The following is an 18,543-nucleotide window of genomic DNA, read 5'->3' on the forward strand; positions in this document are numbered from 1 at the left end:
GGTCACTTGCCCTCGGTGCCGCGCTTCTCTCGGATACGAGCGGCCTTTCCGTGACGATCGCGCATGTAGTACAGCTTGGCGCGGCGGACGTCACCGCGGGTCAGGACCTCGATCTTCTCGATGACCGGGGAGTGCACCGGGAAAGTACGCTCCACGCCCACGCCGAAGGACACCTTGCGGACGGTGAAGGTCTCGCGGACGCCGTCACCCTGGCGGCCGACGACGAAGCCCTTGAAGACCTGCACACGGGAGCGGTTGCCTTCAACGATGTTCACGTGCACGTTGAGGGTGTCGCCCGGGCGGAACTCGGGGATGTCGTCGCGCAGGGACTTGGCATCGATCTGGTCGAGAATGTTCGTCATCTTGTTTCTCCTGGTGAACGCCGCAGGCCGTCCACGTGGGTCATACGGCACACCGAAGCACTCCGCCCGGTGAGCACCGGGCCGGTGGTGGTTGGCTGCCGCAAAGTCAGTCACCCGCCGGTCCCTTCGGGACCTGACGGGGTGTGTGCTGTGTGGTCGCTCTTCCCCCTGCGGCGAGGGCGTGCCCAGCACACACGCAACGCACGATTATGCCACATTCACGACGCCGCACGACAGTCTCGTTCGGCGCCGGGAGCGTGAACTGGGTTACGACGCTTCCGGTTCCGGAGGGAAGCAGCCGGGAGGCCGTTCGAGCACCGGAGGGGTCACGGCACCGTCGTCGTTGACCTGCCAGCCCTCCTGCCGGAGAACGTCCCGGTCCTGCTTGTCCAACAACGCCGGATCAAGGTCCTCGATGAGGTCGGGCCGACGCCGAGCGGTGCGGCGCAGTTGCTCGTCACGGCGCCACCGTGCGATCCGCCCGTGGTGACCCGACAGGAGGACCTCCGGGATCTCCCGGTCCCGCCAGGACGCCGGCTTGGTGTAGACGGGGTACTCGAGCAGGCCGTCGGAATGCGATTCCTCGACCAACGACTCGGGGTTGCCGATCACTCCCGGGACCAGTCGACCGATGGCCTCGACCATGGCAAGGACGGCCACCTCACCCCCGTTGAGCACGTAATCCCCCAGGGACATCGGGCGGACCTCGAAGGACTCACGGGCCCACTCGATGACGCGCTCGTCGATCCCTTCGTACCGTCCGCAGGCGAAGACCAGGTGCTCGCGTTCCGAGAGTTCGCGAGCCACCTCCTGAGTGAAGACCTGCCCCGCGGGTGAGGGCACGATCAGCACCGGGCGCTGATTCACGGCGGGAGAGGTCGGTTCCTCGGCACCGCCCGTGTGCCCGTCCGCGGCGCCCCGGTCCAAGACGTCCTGGAGTGCCAGTGCCCACGGTTCCGGCTTCATGACCATGCCCGCTCCCCCGCCGTAGGGGGTGTCGTCCACGGTACGGTGCCGGTCGGTCGCGTAGTTGCGCAGGTCCGTCACGGTGAGCTCGAGCAGCCCGTCGCGCCGCGCCTTGCCGATCAGGGACAGGTCGAGGGCGGCCAGGTACTCGGGAAAAATGCTGACGACGTCCAGCCGCATCACGCCTGGGCACCGCCCGTCCCGGGGTTCGGCTCCGTCGCCGATTCCGCACCGGGTCCGGCCTCGTCGGGATCCTCCAGCCCCAGTTCGAGCAGTCCCGGCGGCGGGGTCACCAGGACGGTCCGTGCGTCCTCGTCGATCTCGGCGACGATCTCCTGGACGAACGGCACGTCCACTTCACGCCCGTCCGCGTCCAGGGCCACCTGCAGAAGGTCCTGGTGCGGCATGGTGCGCAGCCCCGTGACCACGCCGATTCGCCGACCTTCACCCGGTACCAGGACCTCCATGTCCAAGAGCTCGTGTTCGTACCAGGCGTCGTCGCCGTCGTCCTCGGACTCGCCGTCCACGAACAACTGGCTGCCCCGCAAAGCCTCCGCGGCGTTGCGGTCGGTGACCGCGGTGAATCCCACCACCAGGATCTGCTTGTTCCACCGTGCCTTGGAGACTTCCAGCTCCCCGGAGGGGACGACGGCGGCACCCTCCGCCGTGGCCGTCTGCACGGTGAGACGGGCGCCGGGTGCGAAGCGGGTGTCAGGGTCGTCCGTGAACAACTGGACGGTCACTTCCCCGCGGATGCCGTGGGGCTTGCCGATCCGGGCGACTTTGACCTGCATCAGGGACTCCCTGGGTTGAGAACTGGTTGAGAACTGGGTGGACAAGCGGTGGGACCTGGAAAAAACGTACCGGACGGCCCGCCGCGGGTCGGCGTGGGCCGGTCGAACTCCGTCGCGGGCCATCTGGAACGGAACGTGGCCCCCGCACCCTGGGCGGGTGCGGGGGCCACGGAACTCGCGATCAGCGAGGAAGACGGCTCGCGTCAGCGTTGGCGGTCGGTGTCGATCACGTCGACCCGCACCGGCTCGTTGTCGGCCAGCGCGGTGACCACGGTGCGCAGGGACTTTGCCGTGCGCCCCTGGCGGCCGATCACGCGCCCCAGGTCGTCCGGGTGGACCCGGACTTCCAGGGTCTCGCCCCGGCGGCCGTTCTTGACCCGGACGTCGACGTCGTTGGGATTGTCGACGATGCCGCGGACCAGGTGCTCCAACGCGTCAGCGAGCATGGTCACTCGGCCTTCTCGGCGTCGTCCGCAGCTTCGGTGGTTTCCTCAGCGGCGGCGTCGGCCTTGACGGCCTCCTCGGAGGGCTCCTCCGCGGCCTCTTCGGCCTTGGGGGTGATGGCCTCGGGCAGGATGACCGAGCCCTTGTCCGGGGCCACGAACTCTTCCTTGGCCTCGGGGGACTTCAGCGTGCCTTCGGCACCGGCCTCGCCCTTGAACTTCTGCAGGTCACCGGTGATCTTGAGGATCGCGGCAACGGCCTCGGACGGCTGCGCGCCGACGCCGAGCCAGTACTGCACGCGCTCGGAAACCACGCTGATGTAGGACGGGTTCTCCGTCGGGTGGTAAATACCGACTTCCTCGATCACACGACCGTCGCGCTTCTTGCGGGAGTCGACGACGACGACGCGGTAACGGGGATCGCGCATCTTGCCCATGCGCTTGAGACGAATCTTGACTGCCACTGGTGCAATCTCTCCTGGTTCTTTGGTGTGTCGGGGCATCGGTCACGCTCCCGTGGGGCGGGCCGTTCACGATGTCCCTGTGGACACGAAGTACGTGCGGAGAGAGGGTCCGCACGCATCGAGTACCCGGCCATTGTGCCAGAGATGTCAATTTGGCGCAGGATCCGCGTCCCCGGTGTCGGAGAGATCACGTGGGGGTGCGGATCAGGCTGCTAGTCCTCGAGCTTGAGGGCCTGGCGCCACGTGAGGGCCCGCCCGCCCTGGAACACAGCCCGCTGGTACACCTTTTCTCCCAGTCGCAGCATGAGCCAGCCGAAGACCAGGCACACCACGAGTGCTGCGAAGGGCTCCCAGATCATCGCTTGCTCCTGGAGGACGCGGGCGGGCATGGCGATCGAGGAGAGGATCGGAACGTAGGAAGCCACGACCAGCCACGGTCCTTGGGCGAACAGTCCGGCGAACATGGCGACCACCAGGACGGTGGTGATCACGGTCGTGTTGGACTGCAGGTCCTCGGAGCGAGATGCCAAGGATCCCAGGACCGCCCAGATCGAGGCCTGCGCGCCGAAGCCGACGACGAAGAACGCGATGAACCACCCGGAGGCCGACAGCGCCCAGCCGAACTCCCCGGTGACGTCCAGAATGTTCGCGGTCAACAGCCCAACTGCGGCGTAGAGCCCGATCTGGGCGAAGGCCACCAGACAGTTCCCCAGCACTTTGCCGTACAGCAGCTCTCGGATGGGGATGGCCGTGGCGAGGATCTCGACCACTCGATTCTGCTTCTCCTCCAATACGGAGTTGGCGATCGCCATCCCGAAAATCAGGGCCGCCATGTAGAACAGGAAGGCGAAAGCGAACCGGAGCAGGTACGTGGCCAGACCTCGGTCCTCGCCGACACTGAGGAACGTGGTTTCCAGCGCCGACCCCTTGTTCAGCTGCTCCACGGTGGTGCCGTGGTCCTCGGCGTTGTCCGCAACGGTCACTTGGGAGACGGCCTGTTCGATCGCCGTCTCCAGGTCCGAGTCGATCTCTGTGTCGGCCACGAGGGACCACGAGTCGCCGTCATGAATGAGCGCCGCGTCCACCTCCTCGTCACGGACCAGGTCCTCGGCCTCCACGGGTTGCACCTCGCGTCCCGTGACCGTGGTCTTGTCCCCCATGGCGGCGTCGGCCTGCTCGACCGCCTCGGCCGCCAACGGACCGCTGGTGGCAAGGTCGTGCTCCGTGGTCCGATCTGCCATGAACGCGTTGAACGCAATCATGGCCGCGATGATCACCATGGTGGACAGCGTGGAGATGACGAACGTCTTGTCGCGGACCTTGACGGCGATCTCTCGGGTCAGCACGGTGCGCCAGGCAGCTTGGGTCCGGGTGCTCATCGGGTCACCTCGCGGTAGATGTCGGACAGGGACGGTGCCAGGTCGGTGAACTCCAGCAGACCTCGGTCAACCGCCCTGCGCAGCAGATCGGATCGGACACTGTCGTCATCGAGCGTGACGACGGCGGAGCACCCCTCGAGGTCCTCGACGCTGACACCAGGGACGTCCCGGACCCACCCGACGTCGGCCGAGCAGGTCAATCGGTGTCGCTTGGGCTGCGTGGCCCGCAGTTGCTCGGCGGTCCCGGACGCCAGGACCCGGCCGTCGTGGAGAATCACCATGGCGTCGCACAACCTGTCGACCAGATCCAGCTGGTGGGACGAGAAGAGCACCGGGACTCCCCGTGCCGTGTACTCACGCAGTAGGTCAACCATGGAGTCGACGGCCGTGGGGTCCAGTCCGGAGAACGGTTCGTCGAGCACGAGCGCCTGCGGTTGATGCAGGAGGGCGGCGGCGACCTGGACGCGCTGCTGATTACCCAGGGACAGGGTCTCCAACTTGTCCTTGACGCGGTCCCCCAGGTTGAAGTGGTGCAGGAGTCGTTGGGCCTCGGCCAGCGCGGCCTGTCGGGACATCCCACGCAACTGACCCAGGTAGCCCAATTGATCGAGGATCCCCTGTTTGGGGTAGAGCCCGCGTTCTTCGGGCATGTACCCGAATCTGACACGGTCCTGCGCGGTGATGGCGTCCCCGTCCCAGAGGACCTCTCCGGAGGTGGTCCTGAGAACCCCCATCATCATGCGCATCGTGGTGGTCTTGCCCGCACCGTTCGCCCCGATGAACCCGGTCATGTGACCCGGCTCCACGGTGAAACTCACACGGTCCACCACCGTCGTGTCACCGAAGCGACGGGTGAGGTCCCGTACCTCGAGCCGATGTCCGTGGACCGGCCGGCCGAAGGTGGTCGAGGCTCGTCGCCACTGTCCGCCTCCAGAGCCTCCGGGTGCCATCTCCCCGGCGGTCTCGGGGCGGGTGCTCTCGGGGCGGTTCGGCGTCTCCGGGTCTCGGTGCGACGAGTCCGTCGTCATCTTGTCTCCTCGATGCTGAATACGGCGTGCGCTGCCCGGGGACGTCGGGCCTGCGACTGCCGTGCGGTGGCCTCCAGCCTAGGAATACGCATCGTTCGAAGAATCCCCCGCAAGGGTGAACGTGACGCTCAATCAACGAGGCGCAGGGCGTACAGGTCCGTCGAGTCCATCGCAGGGCGGATTCCCGGCCGCTTTCTCGGTCAGGCCTCAGACCCCTCGCACGAGTCCGGTCCGGTAGGCGAAGACCACGGCCTGTACCCGGTCCCGGCTCCCCGTCTTGGCCAGCAGGTTGGACACATGGGTCTTGATCGTGGCCGAGCCGAGGAACAGCTTCTGCGCAATCTCGGCATTGGACATTCCCTGTGCCATGAGGGTCAGGACCTCGGATTCGCGGTGTGTCAACGTATCGATCATGCGCTGGTCCTCCGCGTCCAAACCTGCGCTGGTCGTCGGCTCGACAGTGGCCGCCGCGGGAACGGCCGAACCGTCGGGGTCGGTCTCCTGCGGTTGCTCCGCGGTCGGGGCCTGACCACCCGGGGCATGACCACCCGGTGCCTGACCTGCCGGTGCCGGGGGATGCGCATTGTGGTCGGTCAGTTGCCGTATGACCTTGAGTGTCGCCTCGGGGGCCAGGAGGGCATGCCCGTCCGCCACCGCGTGCACAGCGGCGATCAGGTCGTCCGGATCTGCGTTCTTCAGCAGGAACCCGCTGGCCCCGGCCCGGAGTGCGGCGAACAAGTAGTCGTCACGGTCGAAGGTGGTCAGGATGATGACCTTGGTTCCGCCGGCCTCGACGATGCGTCGGGTGGCCTCGATGCCGTCCATCACGGGCATTTGGACGTCCATCAGCACGACGTCCACGTCACCGGTGGTCACCAGATCGACGGCCTCCTGGCCGTTGGCGGCTTGACCCACCACGTGGAGGTCCTCGGCAACGGAAAGCACCATGGCGAAACCCGATCGCACCAGGGCATGATCGTCGGCCAGCAAGACGGAAACCATGGTCAGGATCCTCCCACGCGCGTCGTCAAGGGGAAGCGAGCGCGGACCCTCCACCCGGGGCCGGGCCGTCGCGGCCCGATCTCGCAGGTGCCTCCGTGGAAATCAACTCGCTCCCGCAGGCCCACCAGGCCGTACCCGGTACCGGAGGTGCCGTCACGGGGCCGGCCGCGGTCAAGGACTTCCAGTTCCAGCGCGGGTCGGCTGAGCTCCTCGACGCTGCGCAAGGTGACCGTGACGTCGCGTCCGGTCGAATGCCGCAGGACATTGGCCAGGGACTCCTGAACACACCGGTACACGGACAACCCCAGGGCGGGTGACAGGCTGCCCGGTTCCACGTCGTCGTCGATCGCGGTGGTCAGCGTGACGGACAGACCGCGATCGGCGTACTCCTGGACAAGGGCAGGTAGCTCACCGGTGGTGTGCAGGCTGAAGGCAGACGGCTCGTGTTCCTCCTCGCGGAGCACCCCCAGAAGCTGACGGGTCTCCGCCACGGCCTGCCGGCTGGACTCCTCGACCATGCGCAAAGCCTGCTCGGCCGCCTGCGGGTTGCGGGGCAGGATCTTGCGGGCCGCCCCGGCCTGAATGCCGATCGCCGAGACGTGGTGCGCCACGACGTCGTGCAACTCACGAGCGATGCGCAGACGTTCCTCCACGACGGCGCGGCGAGCCAGCTGCGCCGACTGGTCGGCGATCTTCTCGGCCTGTTCACGCAGTTGGTGCCGCCGCAGCGCCGCGCGCCAGGAAGCACGCCCCGCGTACACGGCACCGCCGAAAAAGCCCAGATTGTTGATGATCGAGAACACCGCGTAGGCCGTCACGGGGTTGAACGGCCCGTCCTGGCTGTCGAACTGATCGACGAAGTCTCGGAAACTGGACGAGACCGTCAGGTCGATCGTGAACCACACGGTCATGGACACGGCCAACATGGCAACGGCGATGGCCGTGACCTGTCGCGACCGGGTCCAGGCAACCGCCGCGTAGACCGACGCGAAGTAGGCCACCTGGGTGACCAGCTGGGCGGTGGCCATCATAGAGAGGTAGGTGCCCCACACGAAGGCCACCGTGGTGAAGGCCAACACCACGATTGGGTATCGGCGTCTCCATGCCAGCGGGAGTGTCACGGCGGCGACGACGGCGTACCCACGCCACCGACCGGTGTCCAGATCCGTTCCGTTGAAGCTTTCGATCAGCGCCAGGGAGAACAGTGCCACGACGGTCAACGCAACCGCACCCACGGCATCACGCCGGTAGCCTTGGGGGCCGGGGTTCGGGCGTTCCCAGTCGGGGTGAGCGGGATCGCCGAACACCTGTGACCAACCGCCGTGCGGTGCGAACCTGCGTGACCCACCTCGGCTCGGCGGGTCAGGGAGCATCGTCTGGGTAGGCGTGGTCACGCGTTCACGGTAACCCGCGAGCGACTCCCTGGGATCCGCCGCGAGGGGGAACTGTCCCTGGCGGTGCCGTCAGTTCTCGGTCAGGGAAGGGTCCTCTGACCCTGGCTCACCCGATGTCGAACCGCCCGGCCGCTGGTCCCGTGGGGTCTTCCGGTTCTGCCCGCGGCGGTTCTTGCGACGTCTCGCGGCCGTGTACCACGCGGTCGTACTTGCAGCGTCCGTGAAGGCCAGCGCGGAGAGTGCCCCCAAGGCGGGCGCAACCTGCCCACCACGGCGGGCGAGCGCGGCCAGTCCCGTGCCGGCGGCCAGTTCCAAGCCCGCCATGGCCAGCAGGAGCTCCGGGCGCCGCAGCAGCGCCCGGTGGACCGCCGGAACGACGCCCTCGGCGGTGGGGCTCTCCGTGAACGCCTTGAGCAATGCATCGCGGACGGTTCCCGGTTCCACCCGGGTCATGCCCTCGATCTCCTCAAGATCCCGGGCGCCCTCCACGATCTTGGCCGCCAGGGCGGGCAGGCCCAGCAACTGGAGGACCGATTCGAGGACGAGCGGAGTCGATGGGCCGTCGACGTAATTGGCCAGACGTTTGGTGTCCACAGGATCCAGGTCGAACACGGAGGCCACGGATTCGATCTGCACGCGGCTGGTGTCTGCATCACAGATACCCACGACCTCACGGGTCAACTGCCCCGCGGCGGTGGTCGCGTCGTCGTCGGACACGGCCTGCCACCGGGGTCCCCAGGACAGCCCGCACACCGCGTCGGTGTCGATCAGCTCGGTGTGGCCGGCCGGGTCCACGTCACCCAGGAGCACCTCCAGCGAGCGCGCGGCACCGTCGGAAGACAGCGCCACACCGACCTCCATGAGTCCCGTGCGCAGGAGCCACCAGGCGTTCTCGTCGTCCGGAACCACGATCGACCAGCCGTCACGGGACACGGCCCGGAACCCGACTTTGGCAGTGGCGGCCAGCAGCGGGAGGTCCGGGGCGTCAAGGTTGATCACCAGGGCACGGCGCAACTGTGGGTGAACAGCCTCGAGCCGTTGACCGGTCATGCGGTGCACGGTGGCTACGAGTTCTTCGACGGCGTCCCCGGGCACCACACTGCCGTCCTCGGCCACGGTGGCCGTACGGCCGTCGTCGTCGACAAGCACCGCGACCTGGAGGTAGGAAGGGCCTTCGGCGCAGGCCGCCACGGCACGGTGGTGATCCAGGACGGTCCGGATGCCGCGGGCCGTCGGCACCAACTCGGCGGGCTGAGAGGGGTCCTTGACCTGCGGATCCCCGGGCTGGCTGTAGGGCTGGACGCCGTCGATCCGCACCGCCAAAGGAACGAGTGACCAGCCGGAAAGACCGTGGCCCACCGGTTGATTCGGAGGGGTGAAGTCCTGCCCGGGACCTTGCTGCGGGGTACGGTCCGGCCCGTCGGTCGAACCCGAAGTAGGCGTGGTCATGCGGGACATCGTACTCGCGAGTCCTGTGACACGGCTCAGTGCAGCGGGCCGACCTCGGCTGTTGTGCCATCAGCGATACAGCCGATCGCGGTGCGCAGTCGATCCGCGACCCGGGGCGACACGTAGCCGTCCAGATCCTCCGGTGCCACCCACGCGTAGCCCAACAACTCCTCTTCCTGGACCGTGATCTTGGTGTTGGAAGGGATCTGGCCGCCGTCGTAGAGGAAGGACACGGAATCGCCCCACATGCCCTGGTTGACTCCGTGGGCAACCAACAGGAGTCGACCTGCCGGCAGCTGGAGGCCGACCTCCTCGAGCACCTCCCGGAAGCAACCTGTTCGCGGGTCCTCCCCCGCTTCCGTGGTGCCACCGGGCAGGGTCCACCCGTCCTTGTAGTTGGGTTCGACGACCAACACGCGCCCCGACTCGTCCCGGATGATCGCCGCCGACGCCAGGCGCCGGGTCGGCAGGGTCGCGATGAAGGCGCGCAGTTCGTCGTCGGGAAGGTGAGAGCTCATGGACGGTCAACCAACTTTCCTCGTTGCGGGTCCACGGACCCGAACCTGACGGAACCTACTACTTGAGGAACTTCTCGAATCCCTTGGGGAGGTCCTTGAGGTCGGGCTGCTGTTCCTGGGCAGCGCCGAAGGCAGAGCCCGTGGCGGCCTTCTGCCTGGTCGCGGCGGCAGCGTTCTCCTGCGCACGCTTGGCGGGGTTGCCGGACCGGGAGCCCTTCTTCTTGCCCTTGGCATTCTTGCTCTTGCCCTTGGCCCCGGCGGCACCGGGCATCGCGGGCATGCCGCCCATCCCTGGCATACCGGCCGCGCCACCGCCACCGGCACCCATGCCGGGCATCCCCGGCATTCCGGGCATTCCCTTGCCCTGGGCCATCTTCTTCATCATCTTCTGGGCCTGCATGAAGCGTTCCATGAGCTGATTGACCTCGGAGACGGTCGCCCCGGAGCCCTTGGCGATACGGGCACGCCGCGACCCGTTGAGGATCTTGGGGGCCACGCGCTCATGCGGGGTCATCGACTGGATGATCGCTTCGATCCGTCCGATCGAGGACTCGTCGAAGGCCTCGATCTGCTCGCGCATCCCGGCCATGCCCGGCATCATGCCGAGCAGCTTCTTCATGGAGCCCATCTTCTTGAGCTGCTGCATCTGGGCCAGGAAGTCCTCGAACGTGAAGTCCTCCTGATCGGCGAACTTCTGGGCCATCTTCTGGGCCTCTGCCCGGTCCCAGTTCTGCTCGGCCTGTTCGATCAGGGTCAGAACGTCGCCCATGTCCAGGATGCGGCTGGCCATGCGGTCCGGATGGAACTGTTCGAAGTCCTTCACGCCTTCGCCCGTGGAGGCGAACATGATGGGCTTGCCGGTCACCGAGGCGACGGACAGCGCGGCACCGCCACGGGCGTCGCCGTCCAGCTTGGAGAGTACGACGCCCGTGAAGTCCACACCCTCGTTGAAGGCCTGGGCGGTCTGCACGGCGTCCTGACCGATCATCGCGTCGATCACGAACAAGACTTCCTGCGGGTCCACGGCGTCGCGGATGTCCCGGGCCTGGGCCATGAGGGCCTGGTCCACGCCCAAACGACCCGCGGTGTCCACGATGACGACGTCGAAGAGCTTGGCTCGCGCGTGGGCCACACCGTCGCGGGCCACCTGCACGGGGTCACCCGTGGGGTCGTCGAACTCGGAGGTGGTTCCGGGGTGCGGGGCCCATACGGGCACACCGGCCCGGTCGCCGACCACCTGGAGCTGGGTCACGGCGTTGGGGCGTTGCAGGTCGGAGGCCACGAGCAAGGGACGGTGTCCCTGGGACTTGAGCCAGTAGCCGAGTTTGCCGGCCAGCGTGGTCTTACCCGCGCCCTGCAGGCCTGCGAGCATGATGATCGTGGGGCCGTTCTTGGCCATCCTGATGCGGCGGGTCTCGCCACCCAGGATCTCCTGGAGCTGGCTGTTGACGATCTTGACGATCTGCTGGGCAGGGTTGAGGGCCTCGTTGACCTCCGCGCCCAGCGCGCGTTCCTTGACGGCGGCCGTGAATTCACGGACCACGGGCACGGCGACGTCGGCATCGAGCAGCGCGCGACGGATCTCGCGCACCGTGGCGTCAACGTCCGCCTCGCTGAGCTTGCCCTTGCCCCGCAGGTTCTTGAACGTGGCTGTGAGGCGATCGGAGAGGGAGTTGAACACGGAGTCCTCGCTGTTGCGGTACGTGGAGTGCGGCGGATGTAACCGGTGCACAAGACTAACAACCCTGGGTGACGTCCCGGGGACCGGGCCGGAGCGGGAAGCCGAGTTCAGTCACGGGCGGACACGGGACGCCCGCAGTGCGTGCCGGGTTGATGCCGATCAGATCGGGGCCGCGGTCACGCCGCTCCCCGGCAGACCGACGCCAGCCGGGCAGGGCCGCTCAGGCGGAGAGGCGTTCGCCGTCGTCGTTCCGGGACTGCCGCGTGGCAGGCATGGCGGACTCCGTGATCGGCCCGCCCATGGTTCGGTCCGTGCCGCCCGGAAGGTGGATCTCCCCCGTGTTGAGGGTGATCACGGTGGCCACACGTTCAGGCGCATCCCCAGACTGTCCGTCGGAGGCTTGCCCGGCAGGCACGCCGGTCACGACTTTCCGGACCTTGGGAAAGACGAAGCGATCCATGGCCCACCAGCGAAAGACCATGGCAATCGCCGTGCCGATCACGGGCCCGGCGACGAAGTCGGCGACTTCCTGGACCAGAAAACTGTGCGTCGGTGCTTCCAGTCCCAGGACGTAACGGGACACGTACACGGGAGCGCTGTTGAGCAGAATCCCCACCCCACACACGACCTCGAACAGAAACATCTCCAAGACGGAATGGTGCTTGCCCTGCTGGTCGAAGGTCCAGGTCTTGTTGAGCAGGTAAGACACGACACTTGCAACCGTGGTGGCCACGATCATGGCCGTGGTGGGTTTGTCGCTGAGCACCGTCCATTTCAAGACGAAGTTCAGCGCGACGGTGAGGGCGAAGCAGGCCCCGCCGACCGCCAGAAAGCGCAACTGCCGGTTGTACTTCTCGCGCACCCGAGCCGTGCGTTGCGCCATGTGTGTCACGTTCCGGACCCGTTTCTCCCGTGTTCGGCCCGGCATCTTCACCGTGCGGAGCCCTGTCCCGTACCTGGTCCGGCCTGGTCCATCGGGGGTGACGACAGTCCGGATGACCCCAAGTTTAGATACAAAGCACGCTGTCCTACGGGTGGTTTCCGTGATCTTGACAACTCCGTTGTGGAGTTCAGATGGCGGTTTCGTCCCGTTCACCGGTACGGACACGGACCACCTGGTCCACGGCCATGACCCAGACCTTCCCGTCTCCCGCCCGTGCCGTGTTGGCCGCGGCGACCAACACGCCGACCACGTCGTGTTCCTGAGCGTCGTCGACCAGGATCTCGATCCTGATCTTCTCCAACAGGTCGACCGTGTACTCCGCGCCTCGGTACACCTCCGTGTGCCCGCGCTGCTGGCCGTAACCGTGGACGTTCTGGACGGTCATCCCCTGGATGCCGTACTGCTCCAAGGCCGTCTTGATCGTCGGGAATTTCTCGGGTCGAACGATCGCCGTGATGAGCTTCATCGCTGTGCCTTTCTCGAGGACGTTGTCTCTGCCCGGGGCCGGGTCCGTCCGACCGTGCCCGGGAGGTGATGACCTGTGGGGTCTGGTGCGGGACTCAGCGTGCGCCGTCGTCGGCTGCTCCCTGCGGCACCCGCAGGCTGGCGCCCATGGTGGTGCGCGGCAGGAAGGAGCCCGAGGCGTCACCGGCCAGGTTGTACCCGGATTCGGCGTGGGTGGTCACGTCGATGCCCTGGATCTCGTCGTCCTCCGAGATACGGAAGCCGATGGTCTTGTCGATGACCACGGCGATGACAGTGGTGAGCACCGCGCAGTAGAGCACGGAGACCACGACGGCGAGCACCTGCGTACCGAGCAGTCCGAAGCCCCCGCCGTAGAACAGGCCCGCGGTGCCCTCGGACGGCAGCGCGATGAACCCCAGGGCCACCGTGCCGATCAGGCCGGAGACCAGGTGAACGCCGATGACGTCCAGGGAGTCGTCCATCTTGAGCCGGTACTTGAGTCCCACAGCGATCGCCGAACAGATGCCGGAGACGAAACCCAGGACCATGGCCCACACCGGGGACACGTTGGCGCAGGCCGGGGTGATGGCCACCAGCCCGGCGACGACGCCGGAGGCTCCGCCCAGGGAGGTCGCGTGACCGTCACGCAGGCGTTCCGTGAGCAACCAGCCCAGCATCGCGGCGGAGGGTGCCGCCATGGTGTTGACCAGGATCAGGCCCGCCTGTTCCGGCGAGGACGCGGCACCGACGTTGAAGCCGAACCAGCCGAACCACAGGATCGCCGCACCCAGCATGACCAGCGGGAGGTTGTGCGGACGCTGGTTGGGATCACTTCCGAAGCCCTTGCGGGCCCCCACGATCAGGATGAGGATCACGGCCGCCACACCGGCGTTGATGTGGACCACCAGCCCGCCCGCGAAGTCGATGGCTTCACCGAAGCGGGAGCCGATCGCACCGTCCTCGGTCAGCAGGCCACCGCCCCAGACCATGAACGCCAGGGGCGCGTACACCAGGGTTGCCCAGATCGGGACGAACACCGCCCAGGCCCCGAACTTGGCGCGGTCGGCGATCGCCCCGGAGATCAGTGCCACGGTGATGATCGCGAAGGTGGCGCCGAAGGCCGCACCCAGCAGGTCGCCGCTACCGATCAGGTTGTTCAACCCGAAGTCGGCGGTGGGGTCCCCCACCAGACCACCCAGGATGGCGTCACCTCCGGACATGGAGTAGGCCCACAGGACCCACACCACGGTCACCAGACCGATCGAGATGAAGCTCATGAGCATCATGTTCAGGACGGCTTTTGCCCGGGTCATGCCGCCGTAGAACAGTGCCAGGCCCGGTGTCATGAACAGGACCAGGGCGGATGCCACCACCGTCCAGACGTCTGCTGCTGTCAGCGTGATCTCGTCCACGCTCGTCTCCCTTCACGCCCCGTCCATACAACGGGGCGGGTCTCCCACGGATACGAATTCCACGTGGGAAACAGTAAACGGGACCGGTGTTTCGGGCGCGAGCGGTGTGTGTTGCCCACGTGTTTCACCAGCACCGGGGATGTGACAACCAGATTTCGACCGTGTGACGGCCTCGCGACGGTGGGCGGAGCGGCTAGTTCGCCCGGTCGGTCGCGGTCGGGTCCAGGACGACCTTGATGCAGCCATCGGTCTTCTTCTGGAACATCTCGTAGGCGGCCGGGGCCTGTTCCAGGGGCAGTCGGTGCGTGACCAGGTCCTGCACGCCCAGTGGATCCGCGGGGTCCTCGACCAGCGGCAGCAGGTCGTCGGTCCAGGACCTGACGTTGCACTGGCCCATGCGCAGGGTCAGCTGCTTGTCGAACATCCGCAGCAGCGGCATGGGGCTGGCGGCCCCTCCGTACACTCCGCTGAGGGACACGGTTCCACCGCGGCGCACCAGGTCGATCGAGGTGTGCAGTGCGGAGAGGCGGTCGCTGCCGACCGTCGACATCAGTTTGCGCCCCAAGACGTCCGGCAGAATTCCGACAACGTGCTGGGCGCCAGCCGCCACCGGATTGCCGTGAGCCTCCATTCCGACCGCGTCAACGACGGCGTCCGGGCCTCGACCTTCGGTGGCCTCTCGAATGGTCGCCAGGGCTTCGTCGTCGGGAGCCATGACCTCGACGCCGTGGCGCGCTGCCATGTCCCGGCGCTCCCGCAGGGGCTCGATGCCGTACACGCGCGCGCCCAGGTGCCGGGCGATCCGAGCGGCGAACTGACCGACTGGGCCGAGGCCGACGACCGCGACGGACTGACCTTCGCCCACCCCGGCATACTGCACGGCCTGCCACGCGGTCGGAAGGATGTCGCTGAGGAACAGATACCGTTCGTCGGGAAGCTGGTGCCCGATCTTGATCAGCCCGTGGTCGGCGTGAGGTACACGGAGGTACTCAGCCTGCCCGCCCGGGACCTGACCGTAGAGCTTGGAATAGCCCAGTAGCGCCGCTCCACAACCGGACTCGGTGACCTGGGTGGTCTCACACTGGGACTGCAGCCCACGGCGACACATCCAGCAGTGCCCGCAGGCAATGTTGAACGGGACCACCACGCGATCTCCGGGCACCACGTGTGTGACCCCCGCCCCGACCTCTTCCACGATTCCCATGGGTTCGTGCCCGACCACGTCCCCGGGGGTCATGTAGGGACTGAGTACCTCGTAGAGGTGGAGATCCGATCCGCAGATGGCGGTGGAGGTGACGCGTACGACCGCATCGGTGCGTTCCACGATCTGGGGATCCGGCACCTCCTCGACACTGACCGTGCGCTTTCCCTGCCAGGTGACTGCCTTCATGATCTGCCCTTCCTGAGACCGGACCTCGGGCTCAGGACCATACAATCAGGTTACTTATGATTTTGTCACGTGGGTGCTTTCACTGCGGTGCTCCGCGAGATGCCGGATCCTCGAACTGCGCGATCTTCTGGTGCCGTCGATGTTCTGGTGCCGTCTGTGTCTTGGTGCAGGGGCGGCCTAGTCCAGGAGCGCGTCCACGAACTGTTCAGCGTCGAACGGGGCCAGGTCGTCCGGGCCCTCCCCCAGGCCGATGAGTTTGACGGGCACACCCAGGGCACGCTGGATGGCCACCACGATGCCGCCCTTGGCGGTGCCGTCCAGCTTGGTGAGCACGATGCCCGTGACGTTCACGGCCTCGGAGAACACCTTGGCCTGGACCATGCCGTTCTGCCCCGTGGTTGCGTCGATGACCAGCAGGACCTCGTCCACGTCGGCGGCCTTGCCGACCACGCGCTTGATCTTGCCCAGTTGGTCCATCAGACCGGCCTTGTTCTGCAGGCGGCCGGCGGTGTCCAGGAGCACGACGTCGGATTCGGACTCGATCCCCGTCTTCACGGCGTCGAAGGCCACCGAGGCCGGATCGGCTCCCTCGGTCTCCGAGCGCACCGTGACCACCCCGACCCGGTTGCCCCAGGTCTGCAGCTGGTCAGCGGCCGCGGCGCGGAACGTGTCGGCAGCACCCAGGACCACGTCCTTGTCCTCGGCCACGAGCACGCGGGCGAGCTTGCCGACTGTGGTGGTCTTGCCCACGCCGTTCACGCCGACCACCAGGACGACGGCGGGTGCCATGTCCTTGCGGTCGATCGCCAGGGAGCGGTCCATCGTGGGATCGACCAGCTTGAGCAGTTCCTCGCGCAGCATGGCTTTGACGTGGTTGGGATCCTGCGTTCCTTCCACCTTGACCCGGCGCTGGAGGGCTTCCACCAGGTCCATGGACGCCTCGGACCCCAGGTCGGCCAGGAGCAGGGTCTCCTCGATCTCGTCCCAGACGTCCTGGTCGATCCGGTCCCGGGAGAGCAAGGCCAGCAGGCCGCGCCCGAAGACGTTGTTGGACTTGGCCAGCCTTCCGCGCAGCCGTGCCATGCGGGAACCGACCGACTCGGGGCGGTCCAGGCTCGGTGCTTCCTTGACGGTGGTTCCGGCCCCGCCGGCGCCGGAGTCCGTCGAACCGTCTGCCCCATCCCCTCCGGCTCCGCCCGGGATCGGGTCGTCCGGGTCGCGGGTGCTCTTGTACCCACCGGGAGGTGCCTTGGGCCCGCGCAACAGCACGAACCCCAGCAGGGCGAGAATGACGACGGCGACGATCACGTACACATACACGGGTATCTGGTCCACGTGCATATTGCATCACGGCCCGGAGCAACGGCGCAGCCCGCTCCGTGTGCGCGAGGTCCGTGCGCGGGGCGATCGGCCGCCCGCGAACCGCGAGGCCACCGCACGGGATCCCTCCTAGACTGCTCGCGTGTCCGTCAGATCCCCGAAGCGCTCGTCCAAGCGCAGTGCCAAGCCACCCCGCACACCTATCCCTCAGGAGGTCAAGGTCCTCATCGCGGCCGCCTTCGCGATCGCGATCGGCTTCGGCATCGTGGTGCCGGTGCTGCCGCAGTACGCCGCGAGTTTCGACGTCGGAGTGGCCGCCTCCTCCGCGGTGATCTCGGCCTTCGCGTTCTGCCGCCTGGTGTTCGCCCCGACCGGTGGCCGCATCCTGGACCGTGTCGGGGAACGTCGTACGTATCTCACGGGCCTGGTGATCGTGGCGCTCTCGTCATTCGCCACGGCCTTCGCCACGAGCTACTGGCAGCTGCTGATCTTCCGCGGCCTGGGCGGCATCGGGTCCACCATGTTCACGGTCTCCGCGATGGGCCTGATCGTGCGGTTGGCTCCGGTCACCGAACGCGGGCGGATCTCCGGGTTGTACGCGACCACGTTCCTGCTGGGCGGGATCCTGGGTCCGGCCCTGGGCGGCCTGCTCGCGGGTCTGGGGCTCCGCGCGCCGTTCGTGATCTACGGCGTGGCCATCCTGATCGCCGCGGCGGTGGTCTACCTGAGGATTTCTCCGGAGGCATTGGGCGACCGATCCCAGCGGGCGGCCCAACCACGCATGGAGTTCAAGGAGGCGTGGGCCTTCGGGCCCTACCGGGCCGCCATGGTCTCGGCCTTCGCCAACGGATGGACGTCGTTCGGCATCCGCGTCGCGCTCATCCCACTGCTGGCCTCCGCTGTGTTCGGCGCGGGCCCGGCGCTCTCGGGTATCGCTCTGACGGTGTTCGCGGCCGGTTCGGCCCTGGCGTTGACGTTCACGGGCCGCTTGACGGACCAGATCGGGCGCAAGCCGCTGGTGGTCACGGGTCTCCTGGTGGCCGGCGCCATGACGGCCGTGATCGGTCTGACGGAGAACGTGGCCGTCTTCGCCGTCGCCGCCTTCCTGGCGGGAGCCGGGTCCGGAACGCTCAACCCTGGCCTCCAGGCCACCGTGGCCGATGTGATCGGCCCCCACCGGTCGGGCGGGCAGGTCCTGTCGCGCTTCCAGATGTCCATGGACGCCGGCCAGATCGCCGGCCCCATCCTGGCCGGTGCGATCGTAGACGCCACCGGATTCGGCTGGGCCTTCGGCATCTCGGGGGCCCTGCTCATCGTGGCCGCCGCCGCGTGGATTCCGGTCACGGACACCCTCAAGCGCGACGACGTCGACCCCGTCCCCACGGGCTCCGTGCCTCAGGTTTCGCAACAAGAGACACGTGACGATGAACCCGGCGCCCCGAACCGGAAGTCATAACCGCGACGACCGTTTTTATGACTTCACGGGAAAGTCGTAAAAACTGCACGGGCGGTCGGGCGCGCCGTCTGACACAC

Annotated in this window: 18 protein-coding genes; 1 reads left to right on the plus strand and 17 read right to left on the minus strand. The window is 67.2% G+C overall.

The window, feature by feature from the left end; all coding sequences use genetic code 11:
* Window positions 1-2: 2 nt before the first annotated feature.
* From rplS to ftsY, 17 genes are all read right to left on the minus strand, one after another.
* Window positions 3-362: a 50S ribosomal protein L19 gene (gene rplS / locus GWK18_RS09215; protein WP_123826446.1), complete on the minus strand. Its 360-nt coding sequence runs from the start codon at window positions 360-362 to the stop codon at window positions 3-5.
* A 267-nt stretch (window positions 363-629) separates the two neighbouring features.
* On the minus strand, window positions 630-1,508 hold the full coding sequence (gene trmD, locus GWK18_RS09220) for a tRNA (guanosine(37)-N1)-methyltransferase TrmD (RefSeq protein WP_123826517.1): 879 nt from the start codon (window positions 1,506-1,508) through the stop codon (window positions 630-632).
* Window positions 1,508-2,122, minus strand: coding sequence for a ribosome maturation factor RimM (gene rimM, locus GWK18_RS09225; protein WP_123826444.1), 615 nt, complete (start codon window positions 2,120-2,122; stop codon window positions 1,508-1,510). The genes trmD and rimM overlap by 1 nt, the downstream gene beginning before the upstream one ends.
* Window positions 2,123-2,325: 203 nt before the next feature.
* A complete protein-coding gene (locus tag GWK18_RS09230) occupies window positions 2,326-2,568 on the minus strand; it encodes an RNA-binding protein (protein WP_123826516.1) in 243 nt (80 codons plus the stop codon).
* A gap of 2 nt (window positions 2,569-2,570) precedes the next feature.
* Window positions 2,571-3,029 (minus strand): 30S ribosomal protein S16, encoded by a 459-nt coding sequence (gene rpsP, locus GWK18_RS09235; RefSeq protein WP_123826442.1) that lies wholly within the window; start codon window positions 3,027-3,029, stop codon window positions 2,571-2,573.
* Window positions 3,030-3,241: 212 nt separating this feature from the next.
* Entirely contained in the window at window positions 3,242-4,408 is a 1,167-nt protein-coding gene (locus GWK18_RS09240) for an ABC transporter permease (protein ID WP_166834786.1), read from the minus strand.
* Complete coding sequence (locus GWK18_RS09245; protein ID WP_233568872.1) at window positions 4,405-5,436, minus strand: ATP-binding cassette domain-containing protein; 1,032 nt, start codon at window positions 5,434-5,436, stop codon at window positions 4,405-4,407. The genes GWK18_RS09240 and GWK18_RS09245 overlap by 4 nt, the downstream gene beginning before the upstream one ends.
* Window positions 5,437-5,643: 207 nt before the next feature.
* The gene (locus GWK18_RS09250; RefSeq protein WP_166834788.1) at window positions 5,644-6,438 is read right to left on the minus strand and encodes a response regulator transcription factor; all 795 of its coding nucleotides are present in this window, start codon (window positions 6,436-6,438) and stop codon (window positions 5,644-5,646) included.
* 2 nt (window positions 6,439-6,440) lie between these two features.
* Complete coding sequence (locus tag GWK18_RS09255; RefSeq protein WP_123826436.1) at window positions 6,441-7,832, minus strand: sensor histidine kinase; 1,392 nt, start codon at window positions 7,830-7,832, stop codon at window positions 6,441-6,443.
* A gap of 69 nt (window positions 7,833-7,901) precedes the next feature.
* Window positions 7,902-9,281 (minus strand): hypothetical protein, encoded by a 1,380-nt coding sequence (locus GWK18_RS09260; protein ID WP_123826434.1) that lies wholly within the window; start codon window positions 9,279-9,281, stop codon window positions 7,902-7,904.
* Window positions 9,282-9,316: 35 nt separating this feature from the next.
* Window positions 9,317-9,799 (minus strand): NUDIX hydrolase, encoded by a 483-nt coding sequence (locus GWK18_RS09265; RefSeq protein ID WP_166834790.1) that lies wholly within the window; start codon window positions 9,797-9,799, stop codon window positions 9,317-9,319.
* Window positions 9,800-9,857: 58 nt separating this feature from the next.
* Window positions 9,858-11,480 carry a signal recognition particle protein gene (gene ffh / locus GWK18_RS09270; RefSeq protein ID WP_123826430.1) on the minus strand — a complete coding sequence of 541 codons (1,623 nt, stop codon included), beginning with the start codon at window positions 11,478-11,480 and terminating at the stop codon, window positions 9,858-9,860.
* 220 nt (window positions 11,481-11,700) lie between these two features.
* Window positions 11,701-12,363, minus strand: a complete 663-nt coding sequence (locus tag GWK18_RS09275) for a GtrA family protein (protein WP_166834792.1) — start codon at window positions 12,361-12,363, stop codon at window positions 11,701-11,703.
* 187 nt (window positions 12,364-12,550) lie between these two features.
* A complete protein-coding gene (locus tag GWK18_RS09280) occupies window positions 12,551-12,889 on the minus strand; it encodes a P-II family nitrogen regulator (RefSeq protein ID WP_166834794.1) in 339 nt (112 codons plus the stop codon).
* A 94-nt stretch (window positions 12,890-12,983) separates the two neighbouring features.
* Window positions 12,984-14,291, minus strand: coding sequence for an ammonium transporter (locus tag GWK18_RS09285; RefSeq protein WP_166834808.1), 1,308 nt, complete (start codon window positions 14,289-14,291; stop codon window positions 12,984-12,986).
* Between the two features lie 202 nt (window positions 14,292-14,493).
* On the minus strand, window positions 14,494-15,690 hold the full coding sequence (locus GWK18_RS09290; protein WP_166834796.1) for a zinc-dependent alcohol dehydrogenase: 1,197 nt from the start codon (window positions 15,688-15,690) through the stop codon (window positions 14,494-14,496).
* 177 nt (window positions 15,691-15,867) lie between these two features.
* Window positions 15,868-17,031 (minus strand): signal recognition particle-docking protein FtsY, encoded by a 1,164-nt coding sequence (gene ftsY / locus GWK18_RS09295; protein WP_123825175.1) that lies wholly within the window; start codon window positions 17,029-17,031, stop codon window positions 15,868-15,870.
* Between the two features lie 121 nt (window positions 17,032-17,152).
* Between ftsY and GWK18_RS09300 the strand changes: the two genes are divergently transcribed.
* Window positions 17,153-18,466, plus strand: a complete 1,314-nt coding sequence (locus GWK18_RS09300; protein ID WP_348535912.1) for an MFS transporter — start codon at window positions 17,153-17,155, stop codon at window positions 18,464-18,466.
* The last annotated feature ends 77 nt before the right edge of the window (window positions 18,467-18,543 follow it).

The organism is Kocuria sp. JC486, assembly GCF_011602805.1.
Classification (GTDB): domain Bacteria; phylum Actinomycetota; class Actinomycetes; order Actinomycetales; family Micrococcaceae; genus Kocuria; species Kocuria soli.

What these genes read in the sequence shown, in the direction of transcription:
- rplS (WP_123826446.1), bottom strand. Translation starts at nt 362, where the DNA reads ATGACGAACATTCTCGACCAGATCGATGCCAAGTCCCTGCGCGACGAC.
- trmD (WP_123826517.1), bottom strand. Translation starts at nt 1,508, where the DNA reads ATGCGGCTGGACGTCGTCAGCATTTTTCCCGAGTACCTGGCCGCCCTC.
- rimM (WP_123826444.1), bottom strand. Translation starts at nt 2,122, where the DNA reads ATGCAGGTCAAAGTCGCCCGGATCGGCAAGCCCCACGGCATCCGCGGG.
- GWK18_RS09230 (WP_123826516.1), bottom strand. Translation starts at nt 2,568, where the DNA reads ATGCTCGCTGACGCGTTGGAGCACCTGGTCCGCGGCATCGTCGACAAT.
- GWK18_RS09240 (WP_166834786.1), bottom strand. Translation starts at nt 4,408, where the DNA reads ATGAGCACCCGGACCCAAGCTGCCTGGCGCACCGTGCTGACCCGAGAG.
- GWK18_RS09245 (WP_233568872.1), bottom strand. Translation starts at nt 5,436, where the DNA reads ATGACGACGGACTCGTCGCACCGAGACCCGGAGACGCCGAACCGCCCC.
- GWK18_RS09250 (WP_166834788.1), bottom strand. Translation starts at nt 6,438, where the DNA reads ATGGTTTCCGTCTTGCTGGCCGACGATCATGCCCTGGTGCGATCGGGT.
- GWK18_RS09260 (WP_123826434.1), bottom strand. Translation starts at nt 9,281, where the DNA reads ATGACCACGCCTACTTCGGGTTCGACCGACGGGCCGGACCGTACCCCG.
- GWK18_RS09265 (WP_166834790.1), bottom strand. Translation starts at nt 9,799, where the DNA reads ATGAGCTCTCACCTTCCCGACGACGAACTGCGCGCCTTCATCGCGACC.
- GWK18_RS09275 (WP_166834792.1), bottom strand. Translation starts at nt 12,363, where the DNA reads ATGGCGCAACGCACGGCTCGGGTGCGCGAGAAGTACAACCGGCAGTTG.
- GWK18_RS09280 (WP_166834794.1), bottom strand. Translation starts at nt 12,889, where the DNA reads ATGAAGCTCATCACGGCGATCGTTCGACCCGAGAAATTCCCGACGATC.
- GWK18_RS09290 (WP_166834796.1), bottom strand. Translation starts at nt 15,690, where the DNA reads ATGAAGGCAGTCACCTGGCAGGGAAAGCGCACGGTCAGTGTCGAGGAG.
- ftsY (WP_123825175.1), bottom strand. Translation starts at nt 17,031, where the DNA reads ATGCACGTGGACCAGATACCCGTGTATGTGTACGTGATCGTCGCCGTC.